The sequence below is a fragment of the Azoarcus sp. KH32C genome (genome assembly GCF_000349945.1).
GTDB lineage: Bacteria > Pseudomonadota > Gammaproteobacteria > Burkholderiales > Rhodocyclaceae > Aromatoleum.
The window spans coordinates 1,008,373-1,032,358 of record NC_020516.1 but is presented as its reverse complement, the minus strand read 5'-3'; the positions used below and the strand labels follow the sequence as shown (position 1 = coordinate 1,032,358).

The window sequence follows — 23,986 nt, the reverse complement described above, 5'->3', positions numbered from 1 at the left end:
CTGTCGCGCCTCCGGCTCATCGCTTCGCGGAGCGCATCTCGCCGCGCGCGACCGTCCCGCCGTTCGCCTCGCGCAGCTCGCCGCGAACCGTCGATTCGCCGCCGACGCCGCTGATCGCTGTCACCACCGGCGTCACGGAGCCCGAAGGCCAGACGATGTCGGCGATCTGGTCGTTGCCGAGTTCGTTGCTGTCGAAGACGGTCTTCCCGCTCCCCTTGTCGCGCAGTTGAAAGCGCAGGCGCCCGCCGCCGGTGGTGATCGCGGTCAGGCGGTACGACTGCCCGGCGACTGGGATCGCCCACGGCACCGGTTGCATGCTGCGACCGCTGCCGTTGACCATCACCGTCGCCGTCGTCGTGGGCGGGAACACCACCGCCTGCTGCCAGGTGTCGAACGCGCCGGGCACCGTGCCGCTCTGCAGCGACCAGGGGCCGCGCATCGAAAGCCGGTTCAGGCCCGACATGCGCACGTACGACTGGTCGTCGCCGTCGATCCAGCCGTCGACGGACACGACCTGCCGCAGCGCCTGGCGGATGCGCTCGAGATCGTTGGCCGCGGCGGTGTTCCAGCCGCCGCTGTGCAGATTGAAGCCCGACCCGCTCTCGACGTAGATCACGAAAGGCGTGCCGCGATTGCGATCGACGACGTAGGCGCCGTAGGTCTTCAGCGTCTCCGCGACCTTGCGCAACGACGCCGTCGAGAGCCGCGTCACGTCAAAGGTCGGTGGCAGCATCACGAGCGCCCCCTCCGGAATCTGGCCCGTGTTGGTGGTCGCCGCATCGCGGTCGGCCGAGGTCGCCGGGAACACGTAGGTCGGCTTCGGCGACAGCCCGTTGTAGGTGAGCGACATCGTCAGTGCATGGCGATACATGGACTGCCCGTCGTTGATCTCGTGCTTGCGCATCAACCCGCCGGAGGTCGCGACGCCGGCCGCCCGCGCGCCCTGCATGTAATGCGCGGGATCGCCCCAGCCACGGCCGTCGAGGCGCGTCCACGCGTATTGCGAGGCGATCCACTGGCCTTCCGCATTCTGGCTCAGCTTGTTGAAGGAATGAATGACGCCCATGATCGGGTCGACGATGTCCGCATGGCCGTCGCTGCCGGCGGCCGGCACGACCCCGGCGGGCCAGCGCGGAATGACAACCTGGGGGCGGTAGGTTTCTGCGTCCGGGTCCCACACACCCTTGCTGTTCGGCAGGCCGACCACCGTGACCGGGCCGTCGCCGCTGCCGGCGAGGAACACCCCGGTCGACCACGTCCCCTCGGCGACCGACGGGTAGTAATCGGATTTCGGGATCACGAAATCGCCGAACTTCGGCTGCACCGGCCGGCTGTTCCACGGCGAATCGACCGCAAACGGCGTCTCGTAGCTGCCCCAGGTGGGCTGCGCCGCGGCATGGGTACCGGCGAGCGCGGCCGCGAGGCCGAACGCGGCGATCCACGTTGCCCGCCGCCCTGCGGGCTGGAACGGCATCTTGTTGTCCTTCATGGTTTGTCTCCTGGGGTGTGCGCCCCGCCCTGCTCCGCGGTCCGCCACAAGGCGACCGCGCAGGCGGCCCCGAGCACGAACCAGACGTACCAGTTGAAGGCGAGGTAGGCGAGGACGTTGTCCGACGCGGAAATGATCAGGTACTCGACCACCAGCGCAATCGCGACGAAGGCGCCCAGCCGGTCCGCCGCGGCCATGCGCCGCAGCGTGCCGAACACCCGCGCGAAGAGCCATGCGAAGCACGCCAGCCCGATCACGCCGAGCTCGAACACGATCTGCACGTAGATGTTGTGGGCGCCGAAATTGACGCCGCCCGAATACGGGAAGAAGGTCGGCGAGAAGTATTTGAACGCCCCCAGCCCGAAGCCGAGCGGCACGTTCACGGGGCGGATCCAGCGCAGGCCGTATTCCCAGATCTGCAGGCGCCACGCCAGCGAATTGAGCTTCGCGTACTGCACCACTTCATTGCCGCTACCCAGGTCGAGCACGCGCTCGCGCACGGCGGGCACGAGCAGCGCCAGCACCGGCACCAGCAGCAGGTACACCAGATAGCGCCGCTCGAACAGGAGCGCATAGAGCGCAAAGATCGCGAAACACGCGACCCACGCGCTGCGCGTCTGCGTGAGCAGCAGCAGGCCCAGCAGGAACGGCACGTAGGCCATCAGCGCGACACGCCGCAAGGGCGTGAGCACGATCGTCGGGCTCTTCAGCGCGTAGATCGACACCAGCAGGACCAGCGTCAGGTAGAACGCGAAGATGTTCGGATGGCTGAAGGTGCTCTTCAGCCGGAAGCCATGCAGGCCGCCGCCCGCATTCATCGCGACGTCGACCAGCGCATAGGCGGCGGGCAGCAACGACGACAGCAGCACCAGCTTCACGCAGACCTTGAAGTCCCGCTCGCCGTTGACGAAATAGAACGCGCTGACGAAAACCGCGAAATACGACAGCAGGCCCAGGTAGGTGCGCACCGCGTCACCGCGGTCCGGTGCGATCGCCGTGCCGACCAGCGCGACGAGCAGGAAGCCCGTCCACGCCGACGCGATGCGGCGCGGAAAGCGCTCCGGCCGCGCGGCGACCAACAGCACCGCGACGAGGATCACGAAAGCATTGACCAGCCCGCCGAAACCGATCGACTGCCCGCCGAGCGTAATCTTGGTGCTCTCGAACACGAGATCGCCCGCGGCGCGGAACAGCAGCACCAGCCCGAGCAGCAGCGAGCGGTCGACCAGGAACACGAAGCCCAGCACCAGCAGCGCCGGCAGCGCCATCAACCGCAGGTAACTCTCCGCCATCGCGTCGGCGTACAGCGGCAACGCGATCCCGACCGCCAGCGCGACGATCAGCGCGCCGCCTATCAGCATTGCCGGATGGGGGGAATGCGCCTCACTGCCCACGATCAGTAACCGAACTTGCGCGTCAGGCGGCGCTTCGCGGCACGCGCCATCGCCATGCAGCACTGCGACACCCCCCGCGGATCGCGCGTCGTCGCGACGATCCGCGTGCCCAGCCGCATCACGTCCGCGAAGGAGCCCGCACCGGCGAACACGTCGAGGAAGCCCGCGAAGGCCCGCGCCGCCTTGTCGCGCGGCAGGCGCGCGTAGTCGTCGGCGAACTTCTCGAGCATCCGCCGGTGGCCCTGAATCAGCGAGGCCGGGTTCGACGAGATGCGATGCTTGTCGGCTCCGTTGTGCAGGTACGACACCAGGTACTCGTTGACGCAGCAGATCTTCGTCACGCGGCTCAGGCGGATCGACAGATCCCAGTCCTGACAGCTGCGCAGGCCCTCGTCGAGTCCGCCGACCTGCTCGAGCAGATCGCGCCGCACGACGATGCTCGAGAAGGTCCCGACATAGTTCGCTACCAGCAAGGTGTCGGCCACCCGCCCGTCGAGGCTGTGGTCCGAACGCGACACCTCATGCCCCTCCTTGTCGCGGCCGATGAACCACGTGTAGGCCACGCCGTATTCCGGCCCGCGGTCGCCGAGCAGCGCGATCTGCTGCTCGAGCTTGCGCGGCGCCCAACTGTCGTCGCTGTCGAGAAAGGCGATGAAATCGCCGCCGGCAACCCGTACGCCGGTATTGCGCGCCGCCGCGCCGCCGCGATTCTGCGCATGCGCGACGTAGCGGATGCGCGGATCGGCGATCGCCTCGACGCGCGCCCGCGTATCGTCGCGCGACGCGTCGTCGACGACGACGATCTCGAAATGCTGCAGCGTCTGCGCCAGCACGCTGTCGATGCAGGCGCCGATCGCATGAGCGCGGTTGTAGGTCGGGATCACGACGCTCACGAGCGGGCGCACGTCGCCGCGCAGCATCCGGGGCGCGACGGCGATCACGGGATCTTCGGCAAGGTGGCCCACGATCAGTCCCCGCTCACCACCGCGCCCGCCAGCACGGCGCCGGCCTCGCGCAACCGCTCGGCGTAGCGGCGCACCGCGGCGAGGCGGCTCGCATTGCGGCGCGCGACCATCAGTACTCCCCGAACGCGCGCCGCGACCATCAAGCCGTCGGCGCACGCCTCGCCCGGGGAGGTATCGACGATCACCACGTCGAAGCCCGCCGCGTACTGCCTCATCAGCTGGCCGAACAGCGGCCGCGCCAGCAGCTCCTGCGGATTCGGCGGCACGGCGCCCGCGGGCAGGATCGCCAGCGAGCGCAGCTCGGGCACCCCGCGGATCGCATCGGGCACCTGCCGCCCGAGCAGCAGCGCGGACAGGCCGTTGCGGCCGTCGAGGCCGAAGAGGCGATGCAGCGTCGGTCGGCGCAGGTCGGCGTCGATCAGCAGCGTGCGCTGCCCGAGCTGCGAGAAGGCCACGGCGAGATTGGCGGCCATCCACGACCGCCCCTCGCCCTCCTGCGGGCTGACGACCGCGAGCGCCTTGCGGCCCGCAGCCGGATCGAACCAGCGCAGCATCAGCTGGCTGCGCACTGCGCGCAGCGCCTCGGACTGCAACGAGAACGGATCGTAGGCGGCGACGACGCTCATCGACACCTTGCTGTCGCCGCGCTGCAGCACCGGGTAGTCGAACTGGCGGGCCATCGCGAAACCGACGTCGCGCTCGGTCAGCAGCCCCAGCTCGACCGCCGCTTCACCGAAACGCAGGCCGGTATCGCGCTGCCGGCGCAGGATCTGCTCCTGCTCGTCGGCCCGCAGCCGCCCGGCCGCCGCCAGGATCGCGCCGACGGAATGCTCGCCCAATGCGTCCAGCGCCGGGCTCAGTGGTGCGTTCATCGCTCAATATCCTCCTGAAGTACGGCCGATCAGCCGGCTGCGGCCGGGCAGCAGGCGGCGCCCCCCGCGCCCGATGCCGGGAATGCTGCCCAGCACCGGCATGTCCGGCAGCCGCACAAGGTCGTCCTCGCCGCGCACGCGCAGGTCGCCCAGCTCGAGCACCAGCGCCGTGCCGCCCCCCAGCACCACGCCGACGACGAGCGCCAGCGCCAGCTTGATCAGCAGCCGCGGGCCGGTCGGCCAGATCGGCACTTCACCCGGCGTCAGGATCGCTACGTCGGTCTGCTGCGTCTGGCTTTCGAGGCTGGTCGCGGCGAGCCGCTGCGTGACCTGGTCGTAGGCCTTCTGCGCGCTCTCGACGTCACGCTGCAGCACCGCGATCTGGTCGTTGTGCTGCTTGAGTTGCAGCACGCGCGCCTTCTGCGCCTCGACCGCGCCCGAAACTTCAGCTTCGCGCGCCACATTGACGCGGTCCTGGGTGCCGAGCGAGGCCGCCACGCGCTGCGTTTCGGCGCTCACGCGCTGGCGCAGCGTCTGGATCGCGGCCGCCTGCTTCGCGACCTCCGGGTGATTCGGCCCGAGACGGCCCCGCAACTGGTCCTGCTCGGCCTCGCGCCGCGCCAGGTCGGCCTTCAGGTTCGCGATCAGCGGATTCTGCATGACCTCCGGCAGTGCATCGCCCGCTCCCGCCTGATTCGCCCGCGAGCGGGCCTCGGCGCGCAGCCCCTGTACCTGCACGAGCTGGCTCGACAACTCTGCCAGACGCGCCGTTTCGACGTCCAGGCGGCCGTCCGTGGACACGATCCGGTTCCGCTGCTCATACTCGGACAGCCGCTTCTGCGCCGCCTCGAGCTCGTCGCGCACCCCCTTCGTCCGCTCGTTGAACCACGTCGCGTAGCGGCGCGCCGGCTCCACCTTCAGCGCCACCGCGGTCTCGAGGTAGGCGCGCGCGAAGGCGTTGGCGATCTTCGCGGTGAACTCGGGATCGTAGCCGGTGTAAGTGACCGAGATCACGTTGCTCTCGCGCGACGGCTTCACGTCCAGCTTCGACCCCAGCACGCCGGCTATCCAGTTCCGGATGTCCCCCGCGCCGTCGGTCGCGTCCTGCCACAGCGCCTGGAACAGCGGCATGCGGTCGAGCCCCTCCATCTCGACGACGCGCAGCGCGACGCGATCCGAACCGATGATGTCCGCCTGGGTCGCGATGTAGCTCGACACCTGGGGCGAGGGCACACCGTTGCCGAGAATCGGGTCGGTGGTCTTCACGTCGACGACCAACTGCACCGTCGACGAGTACTTCTTCGGCAACAGCAGGCTCGCGCCGAGCGCCGCGGCCAACACGATCACGACCACGGCGCAGATCAGCCGCCGACGCGCGATCAGGATGCGCAGGAATTGCGTAAGGGTCATGGCAGCCTCCGCCTCAGAAGAGGCTTTCCTTCACGTAGATGATGTCGTCAGGCTGCAGCCGGTCGCCGAGCGCGGGCTCGATTTCCTTCTTGCTGCCATCGGGCAGCCGGCGCGTGATGCGCAGACCGCGCACCGTGCCGCGCAGCGTCGTGCCGCCGCCCGTCGCAAGGCCCTGCATCACGGTCATGTCGCGCTCCAGCCGGAATGCGCCCGGCTTCTGCACCTCGCCGTAGATGTAGAACACGTCCGCGCGCCGCACGTAAATCACGTCGCCCGGCGACAACAGCACATCGGCGTCGGCATCGCCGCGCTGGAACAGCACCGGCACGTCCAGCTCGCGCCGGATGCGCTGGCCGTCGCGCGTGCCCACCAGCACGACCACGTCGTCACCGCCGGTCGCAATCCCGCCGGCGTTCGCCAGCATGTCCGTGACGCGCACGTTGAACGTGTCGAGCGGATAGCGGCCCGGCTTGTTCACGTAGCCGAGCACGGCCACCTGGTTGCCATGGATCTGCACCGGCAACACCGTCACCTGCGGCTGCACCACGAACCCGCCGTCGCGCAGCCGTTTCGCGATCAGCGCCTCCGCCGCCGACACCGTGAGCCCGCCGAGCGGCACGCTGCCGATCAGCGGAAAGGTCAGCATCCCGGTCTCCGCCACCCGACCTTCGGTCGCGAGTTCCGGATTCTGAAAAACGTTGATACGGACGATGTCGCCCGGGCCCAGCACATACTCGCGCCCCGCCTCGGCCGCAGGGGCAGCGGCGCCGCCGGAGGCGGCACCCGGGGCGGAGGGGACGGCAGCGGCCACGGCGGGGGTGGAGCCGGCGGCGAGGGCCGACGCGGCCCACACCTGCAGGCATGCGACGAACATCAGGAGCGGCAAGCGGAACAGTGTCAGCAACTTCATAAGCGGTCTTCCTGGATCATTCGGATACGGTTGGGGTTACGGCTCGGGACGCCGTCTGGGGGGCGCTTCCGGTCGCCGGACGACCGGGGGCCGCCGGATACTCGATGCGGGCCGCGTCGCGCAGCCGCTCGACTTCGGCCTTCGCCAGCGCGACCTTGCGTTCGTTGACGAGGTAGCGTTCGATCATCGGACGCGCGCTCGCCTCGTCGAGCGGCTGCAGGCGCGACGAAGCGAGCTGCACCAGCAGCGCCCCCGTCTCGGTCGCGGTCAGCACCATCTGGCCGTCCTTCATGCGCGCGAAGCCCTTCAGACTCTCCAGCGGCAATTGCTCGGCAGGCTTCACCGCATTCGCCAGCTCGAACGGAATCCGCTCCCGGGCGAGCCAGTCCATGACCCCCTGCAAACCGCCGGCACGCTCGGTCATCCGATGCAGCTCCGCGAAGCGCTCGACGGGCAGGCTGATCTCCAGCTCCTGCAGGCTGTAGATCCGCCGCTGCGCGAACAGCTCGGGGTGCGCCGCGTAGAATCCGGCGATCTGCGCGTCGCTCGGCGGCTCGGTCTGCCCGGTCACCTGCTCCAGATAGGCGCGCGCCAGGATCTCGCGCTGCGCTGCCTCGAAGGACTGCAACACGCGCGGATCGCGATCGAGCCGGCGTTCGCGCGCCCGCTGCACCATCAATTCCTGATCGATCAGCTGTTCGAGCGCGGCGCCCTGTTCCATTCCCGGCGGAGCGCCGTGCGCCAGCATCGAACTCAGCTCGTTCGCCTGGATTTCCTGCTCGTTCACCTTCGCGACGACCGGAAATGCCGGCCGTCCGTCGGCCTCGCCCTTGCTGCAGGCATTGAGGGCAAAAACGGCAATCAACGCGATCGGAAATGCGGAACGTACAGCCGGCACCATTGAATCATCCGTTCGTCAATATCCTGAAATCGAAAACTTCCCGCCCGCGCGGCCTCACGCCGCCGCGTCGAAACCATCGCGCAACCGGGAAAACGAATTGCCTGAATAGCGTCAGGCGAATATCGGGGAACGCGTCAGCGCGACGAGCCTCTGCCGCGCAATCAGACCGAAGAGTCCGAGACCGGCCAGCAGCAGCGAGCCGAACCCGGATTCGAGTCCCGCGCGTTCGCCGAGCGAAAAACTCAGCGCCACACCGTCGGCAAAAGAAGTCGGCGCAGCCTGCGATCCGAGCGCCGACACATTGAAACTCCGGGACCGCGCGCCGGCATCGCCGGAAGCGCCGATGCCGGCCGCCGCAATCACCGGCGTGTCCGGCGCGCCGGCGAAGCTTCCCGGCGCGTTCATCATGCTGGTGGCAATCAGCGACGGCGCGCCGATCACGTCGGCGGCCTTGTCCTCGTAGCGAATCGTCACCTTCTCGCCCGAAAGGGTTACCGTCTTCGCGTGTGCTGCAGGCATTGCCGCAATCAGGCAAACCGATAGCCCGGCAAGTTTTCCCGTAATGGAAGACATGATTGCAATCTCTCTCTGTCCAGGCGCCGACTGATGGCCGGCCGCAAATTCCGGGTCGCGATCCGTTCGATACGACCGCTTTGTTTTGCCATTTCCTCTATTGGAAGGAAACGCACATATTGCTATGCAACATAGCAATCTCATTAAACCCGGTCAATGCATTAAAAATAGATTTTCAATTCAAGACGCGAATGAAATGTTTTGAATCACCCGTTAAATAAATCTGCAATCAATGCACAGTAATGGAGCGCAATTGCACCACGCCCGTACATTTCAAAGAATTGCCCGATCTCCGTTTTGGTGCGCTTCCAATCAGAACTGGAAGTGCAGCGACAGGTCGGCGATATTTGCCGCATAGCCGCCGACCTGATTCGATCCGTCGCGTACCTGCCGTTGCAGACCCAGCGCGACGCTCAAGGCCCGCAGCGGCTTGTATTCCGCCGTCAAGCCATAGCGACGACTGCGGTCGGTCGGCCTCGCCTGCGTGGAGTCGCCCCCCAAGGGCTCGCCGCGGAAGTCGCGCCGGCGCCATTCCATTCCGGCCCCCAGCGTCACCTTGTCGCTCACCTTCCAGCGCGGCGACACCGATATCGCTTCGGTGACCGCATAGTTCGCCGCAAGGTCCTGCTGTGCGCCGATCTCGCGCCGCACGGCCGCGGTCAACGACGTCTTCACTGTCGGCTCCCAGATCACGGCCAGGCGCCCGATCGTGCCCGTGAAGTCCCGGTCCGGCGCGAGCCGGTAATCCACCCGCGTTCGCCCGATGAACCCCGACAGGCGCGTCGCGCCCGTCAGCTGCCAGTCTCCACCCAGGCGCACCTCCTGCTGCCGGTAGTCGCGGATCGACTCCTCGACCGCCGGCCTGTTCGGGTATTGCCCCTCGGTGTCGCGCAGCGTCAGCACCAGGCGATTCCCGGTCGCCGGACGGTAGGTCAGGTTCGCATCGACCGTGTCCGCGTCGTACTCGGCCACATCCCGCTCGAAACCGTCGAAACGGTTGCGCGTGTGCGCGAAGCCCAGCCCCACGGCCCAACTCGGATGAAACCAGTAGTCGGCCGTGGCCTGCGCGCGCGAATACTGGTTCAGGCTGGGCGTCGTCCCGCCGGCCTCGTCGAAACCCGTCAGGCTTTCCCGGTACAGATAGCTCAACACGCCGCTCCACCGGTTACCCAGCGCCCAGTCCCACGACAGCAAGGCGTCAGGGCTGTCGTGATTCAAATCCTTGTGGATCGCATAGCGCGCGCTGACGAAATCCAGATCGGCCAGCAGATGCTGGCGCCCATACACGCGATCGAATTTCAGCCCCAGCCCGGTTTCGCTCACGGTGTCGGATTTCCTGCCTTCCGGCGCCGCCTCGCCATCCGATAGCCGATATAAATTGCTCTCATATCTCACCGTCTGGTCAATATGAAAATTCAATGCATCACCCTCATCGGATCGCGCCCATTTCGGCAGGCATACCGATGCAAGAGTAATTATGCAGATGAGTGGTCGATTACGCTTCATGCACCAATGGGTATTTTTTCGTCACCGGCAGTCTAGTCGAAATAATTCCGGCAAAAAAAAAGCTTGTAAGAACATTAGGCCAACCGATACAACACCGCTCTTCGCAGCAAAGGGGTCTTATCCGCCCGGAGAACGGCACGCCCTGTCCGTGCAGAACCGGCCGACATAATATTCAATATACTGTTTTATAAGAACATTTAAACCGGTTGCGACGAGCATCCGATTAAATCCATATTTTCAAAGTGGAATTTTCACAAGACCGCCCGAACCGCGCCCGTGGTAATGATTTTTCTTACAAAGCCCGCAGGACCGTTTATGCGATTCATAGGAAGCTTCACCCGATCCAGGGCAAATGCCGCCGCTTGCAATATCGCGTTGCATTGCTATAGATGAATTATTTGCTGCGACGCAGCATGAGAGATCACGCCACACCATGCTTGCAGCCATTGAAAGGCAGGGTAATTTCCTGCGCAGCAGCTTTACGCTGGCCGGCGCCGTCGAAGCCTTCATCGATCCGCTGACGGTCGTCGCCGTCCTGTATTGCAGCGCCGCCTATCACGGCGAACGCCTGCTCAGTCCACCCTATATGATCCTCGGGGCGCTGACCTTCGCCCTCACCTTCCCGGGCAATATCGGCCTGCATGAAAACGCGCACACGATGATGCGCAAAGTCATCACCAACTGGGTTCTGTTCGTCGCGATCGCGGGCGCTTTCGGCTCGGTCAGCGGCTATCTGCACTACTTCCCCCGGTCGATGCTGATGACCTGGCTCGCCGCAACCCCCGTTGCGATGGCGGCGGCCCACACCGTTGCGCGCCTCACGCTGCCCAAGTGGATGGCGCTGGGCCACAACCAGCGCATCGCGGTAGTCGCCGGACTCAACGACATCGGCCTCGAACTGGCGCGCCGCTTCCATCGCCATCCCTACCTCGGCACGCGCGTCGTCGGCTACTTCGACGACCGTCCGGCCTCCCGCCTGCCCGAAGGCGGCGGCGCGCCGGTCCTCGGCCGCATCGCCGAGCTCGCCGACTTCGTCAAGCGCCACCATGTCGAGGCGATCTACCTCGCACTGCCGATGGCCCCGCAGCCGCGCATCCTCGCCCTGCTCGACGACCTCAAGGACACCACGGCATCGATCTACTTCGTGCCCGACATCTTCGTCACCGATCTGATCCAGGGCCGCCTCGACAACGTCGGCGGCATGGCGGTGGTCGCTGTTTGCGAGACGCCTTTCACGGGCCTCAACAACTTCATCAAGCGCGCGTCCGACTTCGTCCTCGCACTGCTGATCCTGCTCCTGCTCACCCCCGTCCTGCTCGCCGTCGCCATCGGCGTGAAACTCTCCTCGCCCGGCCCGGCGATCTTCCGGCAGCGCCGCTACGGCCTCGACGGCCGCGAGATCCTCGTGTACAAATTCCGCTCGATGACGGTCTGCGACGACGGCGACAACGTCCGCCAAGCGACCCGCAACGACAGCCGCATCACCCCCTTCGGCGCGTTCATCCGCCGCACCTCGCTCGACGAACTGCCGCAATTCCTCAACGTGCTGCAGGGCCGGATGAGCATCGTCGGCCCGCGCCCCCACGCCGTGGCCCACAACGAGACCTACCGCAAGCTGATCAAGGGCTACATGATCCGGCACAAGGTCAAGCCGGGCATCACTGGCTGGGCGCAGGTCAACGGTTACCGGGGCGAAACCGAGACGGTCGACAAGATGCAGAAGCGCATCGAGTTCGACCTCGACTATCTGCGCAACTGGTCGCTCGGGCTCGACCTCTGGATCATCATCAAGACCGCGCTGCTGGTCGTGAAGGATCGCAACGCATACTGAAGCGCGGCGGCACTCCTCACGCCGACGTCGGACGCGATGGCGGCGATCCCGCCGCGACTGGCACAATGGCGGACAGACATCCCGCCCCTGCCCACCACCGGATCGCCGCCTGCATGAAGATTGCCACCTGGAACGTCAATTCGCTCAAGGTCCGCCTGCCGCACGTCATCGACTGGCTCACCGCCAACCGCCCCGACGCGCTGTGCCTGCAAGAGCTCAAGATGGAAGACAAGGCCTTTCCGCTCGCCGAACTCGAAGCGGCAGGCTACAAGGCCGTGTTCAGCGGCCAGAAGACCTACAACGGGGTCGCCATCCTCAGCCCCGCCCCGCTCGAAGACGTCACCACCGGCATCCCCGGTTTCGTCGACGACCAGAAGCGCATCATCGCGGCGACCATCGGGGGCGTGCGCGTCGTCAGCGCCTATTTTCCGAACGGCCAAGCCGTCGGATCGGAGAAGTTCGAGTACAAGATGCGCTGGATCGCGGCACTGACCGACTGGCTGCGCGAGGAACTGCGCTCGCACGAGCGGCTCGTGCTCGGCGGCGACTTCAACATCGCGCCCGAAGACCGCGACGCCCACCCGGACTGGAAGGACGAGATCCATGTCTCGCCGCAGGAGCGCGCCGCCTTCGCCGGCCTCACCGCGCTCGGCCTCATCGACGCCTTCCGCCTCTTCGAGCAACCCGAGCGCAGCTTCTCGTGGTGGGACTACCGCATGGGCGCCTTCCGCCGCAACTTCGGCCTGCGCATCGACCACCTGCTGCTCTCGTCCGGACTGCTCGACCAGTGCCGCAGCTGCGTCATCGACAAGGCCCCGCGCAAGCTCGAACGCCCGTCGGACCACGCCCCGGTGATGATCGAGCTCGTCTGCTGATCGCTCCGACGTGGCATGATGCAGCCATGAGCCTGAACGCCACCGAGCTGGACCGCCTGGCGGCCCGCTACCCGATCATCGCCGGCCTGTCTGCGGACGCCCAGCGCCGGGTACTCGCGGCCGGGCGCTGGGCGAAAGTGCCCGCAGGCGCCATGCTCTTCGACGACCGCCAGGCCTGCGAGGGCTTCCCCTTCGTCCTCGAAGGCTCGGTGCGCGTCGTCAAGTGCGCTCCGAACGGCCGCGAACTACCGCTCTATCGCGTCGCGCCGGGCGAGACCTGCATCATCTCCTCGTCCTGCCTGTTGGGCCATGAGGACTACAACGCCCGCGGCATCGCCGAAGCCGACACCCTGCTGCTCCTGTTGCCGAAGGCGGAATTCGACGCCCTGCTCGCCGAACCGGTGTTCCGCGACTTCGTCTTCCACCTCTTCGCCGAACGCATCGCCGACCTGATGCAACTCATCGAGGAAGTCGCCTTCCGCCGCCTCGACCAGCGCCTCGCGGCGCAACTGCTCGGCAAGGGCCGGCTGCTGCACGTCACGCACCAGCAGCTCGCGGACGAATTGGGCAGCGTGCGCGAGTTCGTCAGCCGGCTGCTGAAAGGCTTTGCCGCACAAGGACTGGTGCGCCTGTCGCGGGAACAGATCGAGATCCTCGACCCGGCCGGCCTGCGTCGGATTGCGAGCGAAGGACGCTAGCACGGGAACGCTGTGTAACCGAGGTTACAGACCTTCGCCCGCTCCGGTGCTGAAATAGGCTCACATTTCAGTAAACCCAACCGGAGAAGACCATGAAAACCAACGTCGGCGGTATCGACAAGATCCTTCGCATCATCGCGGGCCTGCTGCTGATCACCCTCGCAGCCCTGGGCATGGGCACGCCCTGGACCTGGATCGGGGTCGTGCCGCTCGTGACCGGCCTGATGGGCTGGTGCCCGGCCTACACCCTGCTCGGCCTCAACACCTGCCCGATGAAGAAAGCCTGAACGCGATCCGCGATCGCCAACGAAGCCGGGATCTTCCCGGCTTTTTCATGCGCCTTATGCGGCGTCGCGCGCGCTGATGTGATTGGCGATCGCGACATACTCCGCCACCGACAGCCGCTCGCCGCGCAGCCCGGGATCGAGTCCGAGGGCGGCAAAATCTTCCTCGCCGAGAAAATCCCGCAGCGTATTGCGCAGCGTCTTGCGGCGCTGCCCAAAGGCCGCCGCAACGATACGTTCGAGCAGCGCCTCGTCCTTCGCACCCAGTTCGGCCGCGGGCAGCGGCACCATGCGCACGATGCTCGAGGTCACCTTCGGGGCCGGACGAAACGCTCCCGGCGGCACGTCGAAGAGCCGCGCCATGCGGAAGCGGTACTGCAGCATCACGGACAAGCGGCCGTAATCGTCGGTCCCCGGCTCCGCCACCATGCGCATCACGACCTCCTTCTGCAGCATGAAGGTCATGTCGCTGACGCTCTCGGCGAAGCTCGCAAGGTGGAAGAGCAGCGGCGTCGAGATGTTGTACGGCAGGTTGCCGACCACCCGCAGTGGCGCTCCCAGCGTCGCGAAATCGAACTTCAGTGCATCGCCTTCGTGGATCGTCAGCCGCTCGGGCGTATAGCGCTCCTTCAGCCGCGCGATCAGGTCGCGGTCGATCTCGACAACATTCAGATGCCCCAGCCGCTCGACCAGAGGATCGGTCATCGCCCCCAGGCCAGGCCCGATCTCGACCATCGTCTCCCCCGCCAACGGGCGGATCGCATCGATGATCTTGCGGATAATGTTCGGATCGGACAAAAAATTCTGCCCGAAACGCTTTCGGGCACGATGCTCAGTCATCAGCTATCTCTATTGTTGTTCATGAGCGAAGCCACGAAGGTCGTCGCCCGGAGCACGCAGCCCGCGCGGCGGCGGCTTTCGGGCCGAGGCGTCCGCCCCGCGCCAACGAGGACCGGAAGCCGCCGACGCGCGGGCGGATTACCGACAATCTGCCAAACGATTCTTCCGCCCTAACTGCGAGCTCCCGCCGCCATGTGAATCGCCAACTCCACGGCAGCAAACAGACTCCCCGGATCGGCCTTCCCTGTCCCCGCCAGATCCAGCGCCGTCCCGTGATCCACCGAAGTCCGGATGATCGGCAGCCCCAGCGTCACATTCACACCACCGCCGAAGCTCGCATGTTTCAACACCGGCAAGCCCTGGTCGTGATACATCGCGAGCACCGCGTCGCCCTGCTCCAGCGTATGCGGCACGAAAAGCGTATCGGCCGGCAACGGCCCCATGAGATGCATCCCCTCGCCGCGCAGCTTTTCGAGCACCGGCGCGATGACATCGATCTCCTCGCGCCCCATGTGCCCGCCCTCACCTGCATGCGGGTTCAGTCCGGCGACGAGGATGCGCGGCGCAGGCAGCGCAAAGCGCGCGACGAGATCGGCGTGCAGGATGCGCAGCGTCTCCTCCAGCACCTCGCGCGTGATTGCCGCGGGCACGGCCGAGAGCGGCAGATGGGTCGTCGCCAGCGCGACCCTCAGCCCGCCGCCGACCAGCATCATCACGACGAGCGGCGTGCCCGTGTGCTCGGCAAGGTATTCCGTGTGCCCGCTGAACGGCACCCCGGCATCGTTGATCACGCCCTTATGCACCGGCGCCGTCACCATCCCGGCGAATTCTCCGCTGCGGCAACCCGCAAGCGCGCGGTCGAGCAGCGCGAGCACGTGGCGTCCGTTCGCCGGGTCGAGGACGCCAGCACGCGCGTGCACGCTCAAAGGCAGGTGCAGCACTTCCAGCGCGCCCGAAGACGGCTCCGCCGACGCCTCATACGCAACGACCGGCACCCCATCGCCGGCCCGTTCGCGAATCAGCCCGATATCGCCGAGCACGACGAGTCGCGCCGGCCACTGCCGGTCGAGCAGCCGCGCGCAGAGCTCCGGGCCGACGCCCGCCGGCTCGCCGCTCGTGACCGCCAGGACAGGCTTTTTCGCCACGACCTCGCTTATTCCTTGTCGAGCCGGTATTCGACGTAGGTGCGATCACGCAGCTGGCGGAGCCATTCCTCGTAGGCTTCGTCGGACTTGCGCGCGCGCAGCGCATTGCGCGCGGCGTTGCGCTTGCGCTCGTCGGACACGTCCTGCATGCGGCGCGATTCGACCATGATCAGGTGCCAGCCGAAAGGCGATTTCACGGGCGGACTCACTTCGCCGGGCTTCAGCGCATCCATCGCGTGTTCGAATTCCGGCACCGTGTCGCCCGGATTCAGCCAACCCAGGTCGCCCCCCTTCGCGGCCGACAGATCGCCGGAATTCGCCTTCGCCAAATCGGCGAAGTTCGCGCCGTTGACGATGCGCTCGCGCAGGGCGCGCAGGCGGTTTTCCGCCTCGGCATCGGACACGATTTCGGACGTGCGGATCAGGATATGGCGCGCGCGCGTCTGCTGCATCTGAACCGGGCCGGCGCTGCCGCCGCCGCGCTTGTCGACCAGCTTGACGATATGCAGGCCCGCGGCGCTGCGCAGGATGCCCGAAACCTCGCCCGGCTTGAGCTGCCCCACCACGTCGGTGAACAGACCCGGCACGCGATCCCGCGTACGCCAGCCCAAGGCGCCGCCGGTCAAGGCGTCGGGGGCATCGGAGTATTCGGCGGCGAGACGGCTGAAATCCTCGCCCGCGCGCAGCCGCGTCAGCACCTGTTCGGCCCGCGCGCCCCGCTCCATGAGCTGGCGCTGGTTCGCCCCCTCAGGGATGCGCACGAGGATGTGCGCGAGCTGGAACTCCTCGTTCGACACGCCTTCCGGGTTGGTGGCGAGGTAATTGTCGATCTCCGCGTCCGTCACGACCACGCGGTTCTCGACCTCGCGTTCGCGCAGGCGGGTCAGCACGATCTCGCTGCGGATCTGGTCACGGAACTGCTCCCAGCTGATGCCGTCCTTCGTGAGTGCAGCGCGCAGGTCGGACACACTCATGCGGTTGTTTTCCGCAATCCGGCTAATCGCGCGTTCGAGCGTCGCGTCATCGGCCTGGATGCCGGATTCCTTCGCGAGCTGCATTTGCGCCTTCTCGAGCACGATGCGCTCGAGCAGTTGCCGTTCGAGCACGTCCGCCGGCGGCAGCTGCGTGCCCTGGCGGTTGAGCTGGCGCGTGATTTGCGCGACGCGCTCCTTCAATTCGACGGTGGTGACGACTTCGTTGTTGACGATGGCGGCAATGCGGTCGACTTCGACCGGCCGGGCGGCTACCGAAGTCGGCAGCAGGACGCCCGTGCATTGAAGGGCAAGAACCAGGGCAAGGCCCGGACGCGAGGGAATGCGGATCATGATCAGTGAAAATTCTCGTGGGGAGCGAGTGGCGGTCAGTCGGTGCCGAAGATGCGGTCGCCCACGGGATCGTTGATCTTCCCGTAGCCGGCGACGCTGCGCCTGAGCAGGTTGATCGGGCTCGAACCGACGCTCGTCAGGCCATTGAATTCAAGTTGCACGAAGAAGGCCTGGGTCACATCCTCGGGGTTGGTAGCGAAACGGTGCAGCGCGGCGCGGAACACCCAGCAGCCGCCATCGTACTCGATCCCGGCGATGGATTCCGTAATCCGGTTTTCCTTGAGCGAGCGGGTAATGCGGCCGACACCGTACCAACCGCCACCGAGCGGCCATTGACCGGACAGGTCGAGATCCTGCAGCACGTCGCGCGAGTAGCGGTACGACAGGTTCAGCGCGCGCCCGATATCCGGCGAGTAGCGGACGCGGAAGTTGAAGCGTTCGGTCTGGCTGTCGCGCGGGTTGTACTGCCACGCCGAGTCGAGCGAGGTGCTGCGGCTCACGCGGCCGCTGAACACGCCGAGGATGTCCGCGCGGCGTCCGGTGCGCGGCGTCTCGCCGGGCAGGGTCACCTGCTGGTCGTCGAAATAGAAGCGCTGTCCGACCGTCGCACGCAGGCGCTCGGCTCCCGTTTCGCCATCGACCAGGCGGGACGTCACGGCAGCCGTGACCTGATTCGCATCGGCGATGCGGTCGCCGCCCGAATACAGGTTCTCGGAGAAGATCTGTGCGAGACCAAAGTCGTAGCGCGCGGAGTCGAAGACCGGAATCTCGTCCTGATTGCGGGTCGGCACACGCACGTAATACAGGCGCGGCTCCAGCGTCTGGACATAGGCCTTGTCGAAGAAGGAGGTGTCGCGCTCGAAGATCAGGCCGCTGTCGAGCGTGAAGATCGGCAGGGTGCGATTGATCGTCCGGCCTTCCGTCAGCGGACCGCCCGGCACCGCGGGCAAGCCGTTGTCGAGGTCGTAGTGCGTGTAATGCACGCCGAACTTCGGCGTCACGAAGTAGCCGGCGCGCTCGTAGGGCAGCGCGACTTGCGGATACAGCGTGAGGCGATTGCCTTCGGGCTTGTCCTCGTCGACATGCCGGAACTGCACGAACTCCGAGCGCAGGATGAGGGACGTTCCGCCGGCGAGTTCGTTGCGATTGGCGTTGAAGGTGAGCTGCGGCAGTCGCTGGTAGGGGGCGACGCCCGACAGCGTCTGGTAGCTCTGCACCACTGCCGAGGCGTTCCACCAGTCGGAGGTCGCGTAGCTCAGCCGCCCCTCGCGCAGCAGGGTCGCGCGCGACGACAGCGACACGCGCGAGCTGAGATCCTCGAAATAGTGCTTGTCCGACACGCCGTTGACATCGATCGAGCCAAACACGCCGGGCATGAGGATCTGCTGGTGCTGGAAGGAGCCCAGCGCCCGGTCCTCGCCCGTCACGTTGTCGCGCGGCAGCCATTCGATCCGGCTCTCGCCCTTCTCGGTCGGCGTCAGGTAGCGGAATTCGGTCGCGAGCTGGGTACCGCGACGCCCCATGAAGCGTGGCGCGATCGTCGCATCGTAGTTCGGCGCGATGTTCCAGTAGTAGGGAATGGAAATATCGAGGCCGACCTTGTTGGACACGCCGAAGGTCGGCGACAGGAAGCCGGACTGGCGTTGCCCGACGAGCGGGAAGTCGGCCCAGGGCCACCACAGCAGCGGGACGTCCTTGAAGACGATGGACGCATTGTGCGCCTCGCCGACCTCACGGTCGTAGTCGAGATGAAGTTCCGGCGCCTTGATGTACCAGTCCGGATCGCTCGCCTGGCAGGTGGACCAGGTCGCGTTCTTCAGCTCGTACTGGTTCTCGCCCTGAAAGTACATCACGTCCGCATGGCCGCCCCCCGACACTTCGCGTTGGGCGGAAGTCGCCTGGCTTTGCTTCTGCCGCGACGAAGACTTGCTGCCGCTCTTGAGCGGCATGTTCGACCACGGGCTGGTGTGGGCGGCATCGATACCGGTCTTCTCGTGCGGCTCACGCTTGAACCAGTAGTCCGGCGTATCGAACTGTCCCAGATGCTCGGTCAGCTTCATCCGGGCTTCCGGCCCCGCGATCGACGCCTCCGTATCCTTGAGGCGCACGTTGCCGACAGCATGAACCTCGTCGTCGATCTCGCGGTATTCGATACGATCGGCGGTGAGCACCATGTCATCCCGCCGCACCTCGGCATTGCCCTCGGCGATCGTTTCCACCGAGCGCGTGCCGCGAATGTGCTCGGCACGGATCTCGGTGGCGCCCGGCTCCAGCTCCGGCGCCGTCGGCACGGGCTGGACGACGCTTGTCGTTCCCTGCTTCGTCGTCACGCCCGGCGATCCGGCCTTCGGGCCCGCCGGACTCGTCGTGCGTGCAGCACCGGTCGTCGGCGCCGCCTGTCCTGCCGTCGCAGGCGAAGCCGACGGAACCGGCGCCTTGCCGCCCCCCTCGCGCACGAGATCCGGCGAAACGACGAGCGGGCCCAGCCCGGCCGGCATGGCGGAGCTGGAGATACAGCACAGCAGCAGTGGAATCAGCCGCAACTGCGTTCTTAATGGCAATTCGCGCAAGCGCTTCCCCAATCCTGGATGAGGGCCGCTTCCTCCCCATGCCTGCCGGCATGACTGCGGCCTTTTGATAAACTCGCGGATTTTACACGAAGCGTCGCGGAGAACCCGGTGCAAAGACTCGCCCAACTGAACGACTGGCTGCACGCCCAACTTCCGGGAGCCGAATTCGAACTCACGCCGGCCTCGGCCGATGCGAGCTTCCGGCGCTATTTCCGCATCCGACTGGCCGACGGCACGACGCGGGTGATCATGGACGCCCCCCCCTCGCACGAGGACTGCCGCCCCTGGCTGAAGGTCGCGGACCTCTTCCGCGGCGCCGGCGCCCACGTCCCGGACGTCCTCGCGCAGGACCTCGAACAAGGCTTCCTGATGCTGTCCGACCTCGGCAGCACGACCTACCTCGCGGCGCTGACGCCGGACAACGCCCACGCGCTCTACGCCGATGCGCTCGGCTCCCTGATCGCGATCCAGAAGGCGAGCCGCCCCGGCGCACTGCCCGAATACTCGCGCGAACTGCTGCTGCGCGAGCTTATGCTCTTCCCCGACTGGTACATCGCCCGCCACAAGGGCGTCACGCTCGACGAGCGCCAGCACGCGACGCTGATGACGACCTTCGACAAGATCCTCGCCGCGAACCTCGCCGAGCCCCAGGTCTTTGTGCACCGCGACTACCACTCGCGCAACCTGATGTACCTCGCCGAAGGCGCCAACCCCGGCATCATCGACTTCCAGGACGCTGTCTACGGCCCCCTCAGCTACGACCTCGCCTCGCTCTTCAAGGACGCCTACATCCATTGGGAAGAAGACTTCACCCTCGACATGCTCGCCCGCTACTGGGAGGCGGCACGCAAGCTCGGCCTGCCGGTGCGCGCCGACTTCTCCGACTTCCATCGCGACTACGAATGGATGGGCGTGCAGCGCCACATCAAGGTGCTCGGCATTTTCGCCCGCCTCTACCACCGCGACGGCAAGGACGGGTATCTGCGCGACATGCCGCTGGTGATGGACTACCTGCGCCGCGCCTGCAAGCGCTACCGCGACCTTGGGCCGCTGCTGAAACTGCTCGACCACCTCGACCCCGAACCGGTCGAAGTCGGTTACACCTTCTGAGCGCCCCCCAATGCACGCAATGATCCTCGCAGCGGGGCGCGGCGAACGCATGCGCCCGCTAACCGACGCCTGCCCCAAGCCGCTGCTCGAAGCCGGCGGCAAACCGCTCATCGTCTGGCATCTCGAACGCCTGCGCGAAGCCGGTTTCAGCGACATCGTCATCAACCACGCCCATCTCGGCGCGATGATCGAAGCGGCCCTCGGCGACGGCAGCCGCTTCGGCCTGCGCCTCCGCTATTCGGCCGAAGCCGAGGCGCTCGAAACTGCCGGCGGCATCCGCAAGGCGCTGCCGCTGCTGGGCGACGAGCCCTTCCTCGTCATCAACGGCGACATCTTCTGCGACGCCGATCCGGCTGCGCTGCGCGACTGGGGGGCCGGCGTCGCCGCGGACGGCGATCTCGCCCGCCTGCTGCTGATCCCGAATCCCGCGCACCACCCGGAAGGCGACTTCCGTCTCACCGAGGGACGCGTGTATCGCAACGGCGGCCCGCTGCTGACCTTTTCCGGCATCGGCGTCTATCACCCCAGCCTCTTCGCCGGCATCGAGCCGGGCCACCGCGCGCCCCTCGCCCCGCTGCTGCGCAACGCGATGGACGCCGGCCGCGTCGGCGGCGCCCTGCATGAGGGCTACTGGCTCGACGTCGGCACGCCAGCGCGGCTCGCCGAGCTCGACGCACGGCTCAAAGGCTGATGCGCCCTGACACCTGAACGCCACCGGCACGGGCCGGTCGAACCCGACAGTTCATGCATGCAATAATGATCCGATGAATACGCCCCTGGACCTCTCCATGCTCGACATCGCGCCCTTCCGCGAACGCCGCGAACGCCTGCTCGCGCACATCGCGGCCCAGGGAGGCGGCGTTGCCGTCGTGCCGACCGCGGTCGAGCGCGCGCGCAACCGCGACACCTCCTTCCCCTTCCGCTATGACAGCTACTTCCACTACCTGACCGGCTTCGGCGAACCCGAAGCGGTCGTGGTGCTGATCGCCGGCGACACGCCGAAGTCGATCCTCTTCTGCCGCGAGAAGAACGAGGAGCGCGAGATCTGGGACGGCTACCGCCATGGCCCGGACGGTGCACGCGAGCGCTTCGGTTTCGACGAGGCCTACACGATCGGCGACCTCGACCTGCGCCTGCCCGAACTGCTCGCGAACCAGCCCGTCCTGTGGTGCAGCCTCGGCTACGAGAACGACTGGGACGCCCGCGTGATGCGCGCGCTGAATGCCGTGCGCGCCAACGCCCGTGCCGGCACCGTGCCGCCGCACTCGATCCGCGACGTGCGCGCCGAACTCGACGAGATGCGGCTGATCAAGGATGCAAGCGAACTCGCGGTCATGCGCCGCGCCGGCGAAATCTCCGGCGACGCCCACCGCCGCGCGATGGCGGCGACCCGCCCGGGCCAGTATGAATACGAGATCGAAGCAGAACTGATCCACCACTTCCGCCGGGCCGGCAGCCAGTCGCCCGCCTACCCCTCGATCGTCGCCAGCGGCCCCAACGCCTGCGTGCTGCACTACGTCGAAAACGACCGCCTGATGGCCGATGGCGACCTGCTGCTGATCGACGCCGGCTGCGAACTCGACGGCTACGCCTCGGACATCACCCGCACCTTCCCCGTCAATGGCCGCTTCGCCGGCCCGCAACGCGACATCTACGAACTCGTGCTCGCCGCCCAGACCGCGGCGAAAGCCGAGATCCACCCCGGCTCGCACTGGAACACACCGCACGACGCCGCAGTGAAGGTCCTCGCCCAGGGCATGCTCGACCTCGGCCTCTTGATGGGCACCCTCGACGCCGTGATCGAACAAGGCGACTTCCGCCGCTTCTACATGCACCGCACCGGCCACTGGCTCGGGCGCGACGTCCACGACGCCGGCGAATACAAGCGCGACGGCGACTGGCGCGTCCTCGAACCGGGCATGGTCCTCACCGTCGAGCCCGGCTGCTACATCCGCCCCGCCCCCGACGTACCGGAAGCGTTCTGGAACATCGGCGTACGCATCGAGGACGACGCGGTCGTCACCACGGACGGTTGCGAATACATCACCGAGCGCGCCCCGCGAACGGTCGCGGACATCGAAGAAGCGATGCGCGAAGGGCTCGACGGTGCATGACCTGCTGATCGTAGGCGCCGGGCCGGTCGGCCTTTCGCTGGCGCTCGCGCTGCGCGGCAGCGGCCTGCGTGTCGCGCTTGCCGACACCCGCCCCCGCGCCGCCGTCACGCAAGACCCGCGCGTGCTCGCGCTCGCCCACGGCACCCGCCTCACGCTCGAACGCCTCGGCGTCTGGCCGCAGTTGCCGGCGACACCGATCCGGCACATCCACATCTCGCAGCAGGGCGGGTTCGGCCGCACGCATCTGGACGCGGACGACTACGGCGTGCCCGCGCTCGGCTACGTACTCGCTGCCGGCGCTCTCGCGGCGGCGCTGCGCGAAGCAGTCGACGCCGCCGGCATTCCGGTGATGGACGAGACCGAAGTCACTGCATTCGAGCCGGGCGCCGAACACGTCGAGATCCGCCTCGCCGGCTCGGGCACCGCGCTGCACGGGACCGATTGCAGCGCGCGCCTCGTCGCCTGCGCCGAGGGCGGACTTCAGCCCGACGCCAAAGGGGTCGTGACCCGGGATTACGACCAGCACGCCCTGATCGGCCGCGTTGCCGTCCGGGGCGAGCACGGCCACGTCGCCTTTGAACGCTTCACCTCCGAAGGCCCGATCGCACTGCTGCCTCACGGCAAGGACTACGCGCTCGTGCACGTCGTCCCGCCGGCACGCGCGACCGAACTGCTCGCGCTCGACGACGACGCCTATCTCGCCCGGCTGCAGTCGGCCTTCGGCACCCGCGTCCAACTCACCGCGATCAACGACCGCCAGCGCTTCCCGCTGGGCCTGCGCTACCGCCGCGATCCCGTCGGACAGCGCACCGCGTGGCTCGGCAACGCCGCGCAGACCCTCCATCCGGTCGCGGGCCAGGGCTTCAACCTCGCGCTGCGCGACGTGTGGGCGCTCTCGCAGGCGCTCACCGAACATCGCGGCGACCCCGGCGCAGCCGGCACACTCGACGCCTACCGCAACAGCCGCCGCCTCGACCGCTTCGGCGCCATCCATTTCACCGACAGTCTGGTACGCATCTTCAGCAACGGCTTCGGTCCGCTGCATCACGCCCGCGGCGCGGCCCTGTTCGCGCTCGACATGCTGCCGCCCCTGCGCCACTTCATCGCGCGACGCATGATGTTCGGCGCCCGTGCCTGGCTCTAGCGGCGCCCCGCATCGCGACACAGGCTTGCG

General features: G+C 67.0%; 21 protein-coding genes. 8 read left to right on the top strand and 13 right to left on the bottom strand.

The genetic code is table 11. From position 1 onward, the window contains the following. Positions 1-16: 16 nt before the first annotated feature. The 9 genes from AZKH_RS04655 to epsL form a co-directional block, all read right to left on the bottom strand. Complete coding sequence (locus tag AZKH_RS04655) at positions 17-1,489, bottom strand: hypothetical protein (protein ID WP_015434587.1); 1,473 nt, start codon at positions 1,487-1,489, stop codon at positions 17-19. Beyond that, positions 1,486-2,850 carry an O-antigen ligase gene (locus AZKH_RS04650; protein WP_015434586.1) on the bottom strand — a complete coding sequence of 455 codons (1,365 nt, stop codon included), beginning with the start codon at positions 2,848-2,850 and terminating at the stop codon, positions 1,486-1,488. The genes AZKH_RS04655 and AZKH_RS04650 overlap by 4 nt, the downstream gene beginning before the upstream one ends. Positions 2,851-2,885: 35 nt before the next feature. Continuing rightward, a complete protein-coding gene (locus AZKH_RS04645) occupies positions 2,886-3,848 on the bottom strand; it encodes a glycosyltransferase family 2 protein (RefSeq protein ID WP_015434585.1) in 963 nt (320 codons plus the stop codon). A 2-nt stretch (positions 3,849-3,850) separates the two neighbouring features. Next, positions 3,851-4,720, bottom strand: coding sequence for a chain length determinant protein tyrosine kinase EpsG (gene epsG / locus AZKH_RS04640; RefSeq protein WP_015434584.1), 870 nt, complete (start codon positions 4,718-4,720; stop codon positions 3,851-3,853). Between the two features lie 3 nt (positions 4,721-4,723). After that, the gene (epsF, locus tag AZKH_RS04635; protein ID WP_015434583.1) at positions 4,724-6,130 is read right to left on the bottom strand and encodes a chain length determinant protein EpsF; all 1,407 of its coding nucleotides are present in this window, start codon (positions 6,128-6,130) and stop codon (positions 4,724-4,726) included. Between the two features lie 13 nt (positions 6,131-6,143). After that, positions 6,144-7,040 carry a polysaccharide export protein EpsE gene (gene epsE, locus AZKH_RS04630; protein WP_015434582.1) on the bottom strand — a complete coding sequence of 299 codons (897 nt, stop codon included), beginning with the start codon at positions 7,038-7,040 and terminating at the stop codon, positions 6,144-6,146. Positions 7,041-7,056: 16 nt separating this feature from the next. After that, a complete protein-coding gene (locus AZKH_RS04625; RefSeq protein WP_015434581.1) occupies positions 7,057-7,941 on the bottom strand; it encodes an EpsD family peptidyl-prolyl cis-trans isomerase in 885 nt (294 codons plus the stop codon). A gap of 111 nt (positions 7,942-8,052) precedes the next feature. Further along, positions 8,053-8,460: a hypothetical protein gene (locus AZKH_RS04620; protein WP_041655917.1), complete on the bottom strand. Its 408-nt coding sequence runs from the start codon at positions 8,458-8,460 to the stop codon at positions 8,053-8,055. A gap of 366 nt (positions 8,461-8,826) precedes the next feature. Further along, a complete protein-coding gene (gene epsL / locus AZKH_RS04615) occupies positions 8,827-10,020 on the bottom strand; it encodes an XrtB/PEP-CTERM-associated polysaccharide biosynthesis outer membrane protein EpsL (RefSeq protein WP_083902988.1) in 1,194 nt (397 codons plus the stop codon). 433 nt (positions 10,021-10,453) lie between these two features. Here epsL and AZKH_RS04610 point away from each other — a divergent pair, with 433 nt between their 5' ends. From AZKH_RS04610 to AZKH_RS04595, 4 genes are all read left to right on the top strand, one after another. Beyond that, positions 10,454-11,851 (top strand): undecaprenyl-phosphate glucose phosphotransferase, encoded by a 1,398-nt coding sequence (locus AZKH_RS04610; RefSeq protein ID WP_015434578.1) that lies wholly within the window; start codon positions 10,454-10,456, stop codon positions 11,849-11,851. A gap of 113 nt (positions 11,852-11,964) precedes the next feature. Beyond that, positions 11,965-12,726, top strand: a complete 762-nt coding sequence (gene xth / locus AZKH_RS04605) for an exodeoxyribonuclease III (protein ID WP_015434577.1) — start codon at positions 11,965-11,967, stop codon at positions 12,724-12,726. Between the two features lie 26 nt (positions 12,727-12,752). Further along, a complete protein-coding gene (locus tag AZKH_RS04600) occupies positions 12,753-13,424 on the top strand; it encodes a Crp/Fnr family transcriptional regulator (RefSeq protein WP_015434576.1) in 672 nt (223 codons plus the stop codon). A 92-nt stretch (positions 13,425-13,516) separates the two neighbouring features. Next, complete coding sequence (locus AZKH_RS04595; RefSeq protein ID WP_015434575.1) at positions 13,517-13,711, top strand: DUF2892 domain-containing protein; 195 nt, start codon at positions 13,517-13,519, stop codon at positions 13,709-13,711. A gap of 54 nt (positions 13,712-13,765) precedes the next feature. Here AZKH_RS04595 and rsmA read toward each other — a convergent pair whose 3' ends face one another. The 4 genes from rsmA to lptD all read right to left on the bottom strand — a co-directional run bounded on the left by rsmA (position 13,766) and on the right by lptD (position 19,588). Further along, a complete protein-coding gene (gene rsmA, locus AZKH_RS04590; protein WP_015434574.1) occupies positions 13,766-14,548 on the bottom strand; it encodes a 16S rRNA (adenine(1518)-N(6)/adenine(1519)-N(6))-dimethyltransferase RsmA in 783 nt (260 codons plus the stop codon). 170 nt (positions 14,549-14,718) lie between these two features. Continuing rightward, on the bottom strand, positions 14,719-15,693 hold the full coding sequence (gene pdxA, locus AZKH_RS04585) for a 4-hydroxythreonine-4-phosphate dehydrogenase PdxA (RefSeq protein WP_015434573.1): 975 nt from the start codon (positions 15,691-15,693) through the stop codon (positions 14,719-14,721). Positions 15,694-15,701: 8 nt separating this feature from the next. Continuing rightward, positions 15,702-17,018, bottom strand: a complete 1,317-nt coding sequence (locus AZKH_RS04580; protein WP_015434572.1) for a peptidylprolyl isomerase — start codon at positions 17,016-17,018, stop codon at positions 15,702-15,704. A gap of 35 nt (positions 17,019-17,053) precedes the next feature. Continuing rightward, positions 17,054-19,588 carry an LPS-assembly protein LptD gene (gene lptD / locus AZKH_RS04575; RefSeq protein WP_015434571.1) on the bottom strand — a complete coding sequence of 845 codons (2,535 nt, stop codon included), beginning with the start codon at positions 19,586-19,588 and terminating at the stop codon, positions 17,054-17,056. 108 nt (positions 19,589-19,696) lie between these two features. Here lptD and AZKH_RS04570 point away from each other — a divergent pair, with 108 nt between their 5' ends. The 4 genes from AZKH_RS04570 to AZKH_RS04555 all read left to right on the top strand — a co-directional run bounded on the left by AZKH_RS04570 (position 19,697) and on the right by AZKH_RS04555 (position 23,956). Then, the gene (locus AZKH_RS04570; protein ID WP_015434570.1) at positions 19,697-20,698 is read left to right on the top strand and encodes an aminoglycoside phosphotransferase family protein; all 1,002 of its coding nucleotides are present in this window, start codon (positions 19,697-19,699) and stop codon (positions 20,696-20,698) included. A gap of 19 nt (positions 20,699-20,717) precedes the next feature. Continuing rightward, complete coding sequence (gene murU / locus AZKH_RS04565; protein WP_015434569.1) at positions 20,718-21,389, top strand: N-acetylmuramate alpha-1-phosphate uridylyltransferase MurU; 672 nt, start codon at positions 20,718-20,720, stop codon at positions 21,387-21,389. Between the two features lie 73 nt (positions 21,390-21,462). Then, positions 21,463-22,812: an aminopeptidase P N-terminal domain-containing protein gene (locus AZKH_RS04560; protein ID WP_015434568.1), complete on the top strand. Its 1,350-nt coding sequence runs from the start codon at positions 21,463-21,465 to the stop codon at positions 22,810-22,812. Continuing rightward, positions 22,805-23,956 carry an FAD-dependent monooxygenase gene (locus AZKH_RS04555; protein WP_015434567.1) on the top strand — a complete coding sequence of 384 codons (1,152 nt, stop codon included), beginning with the start codon at positions 22,805-22,807 and terminating at the stop codon, positions 23,954-23,956. The genes AZKH_RS04560 and AZKH_RS04555 overlap by 8 nt, the downstream gene beginning before the upstream one ends. Positions 23,957-23,986 lie beyond the last annotated feature (30 nt).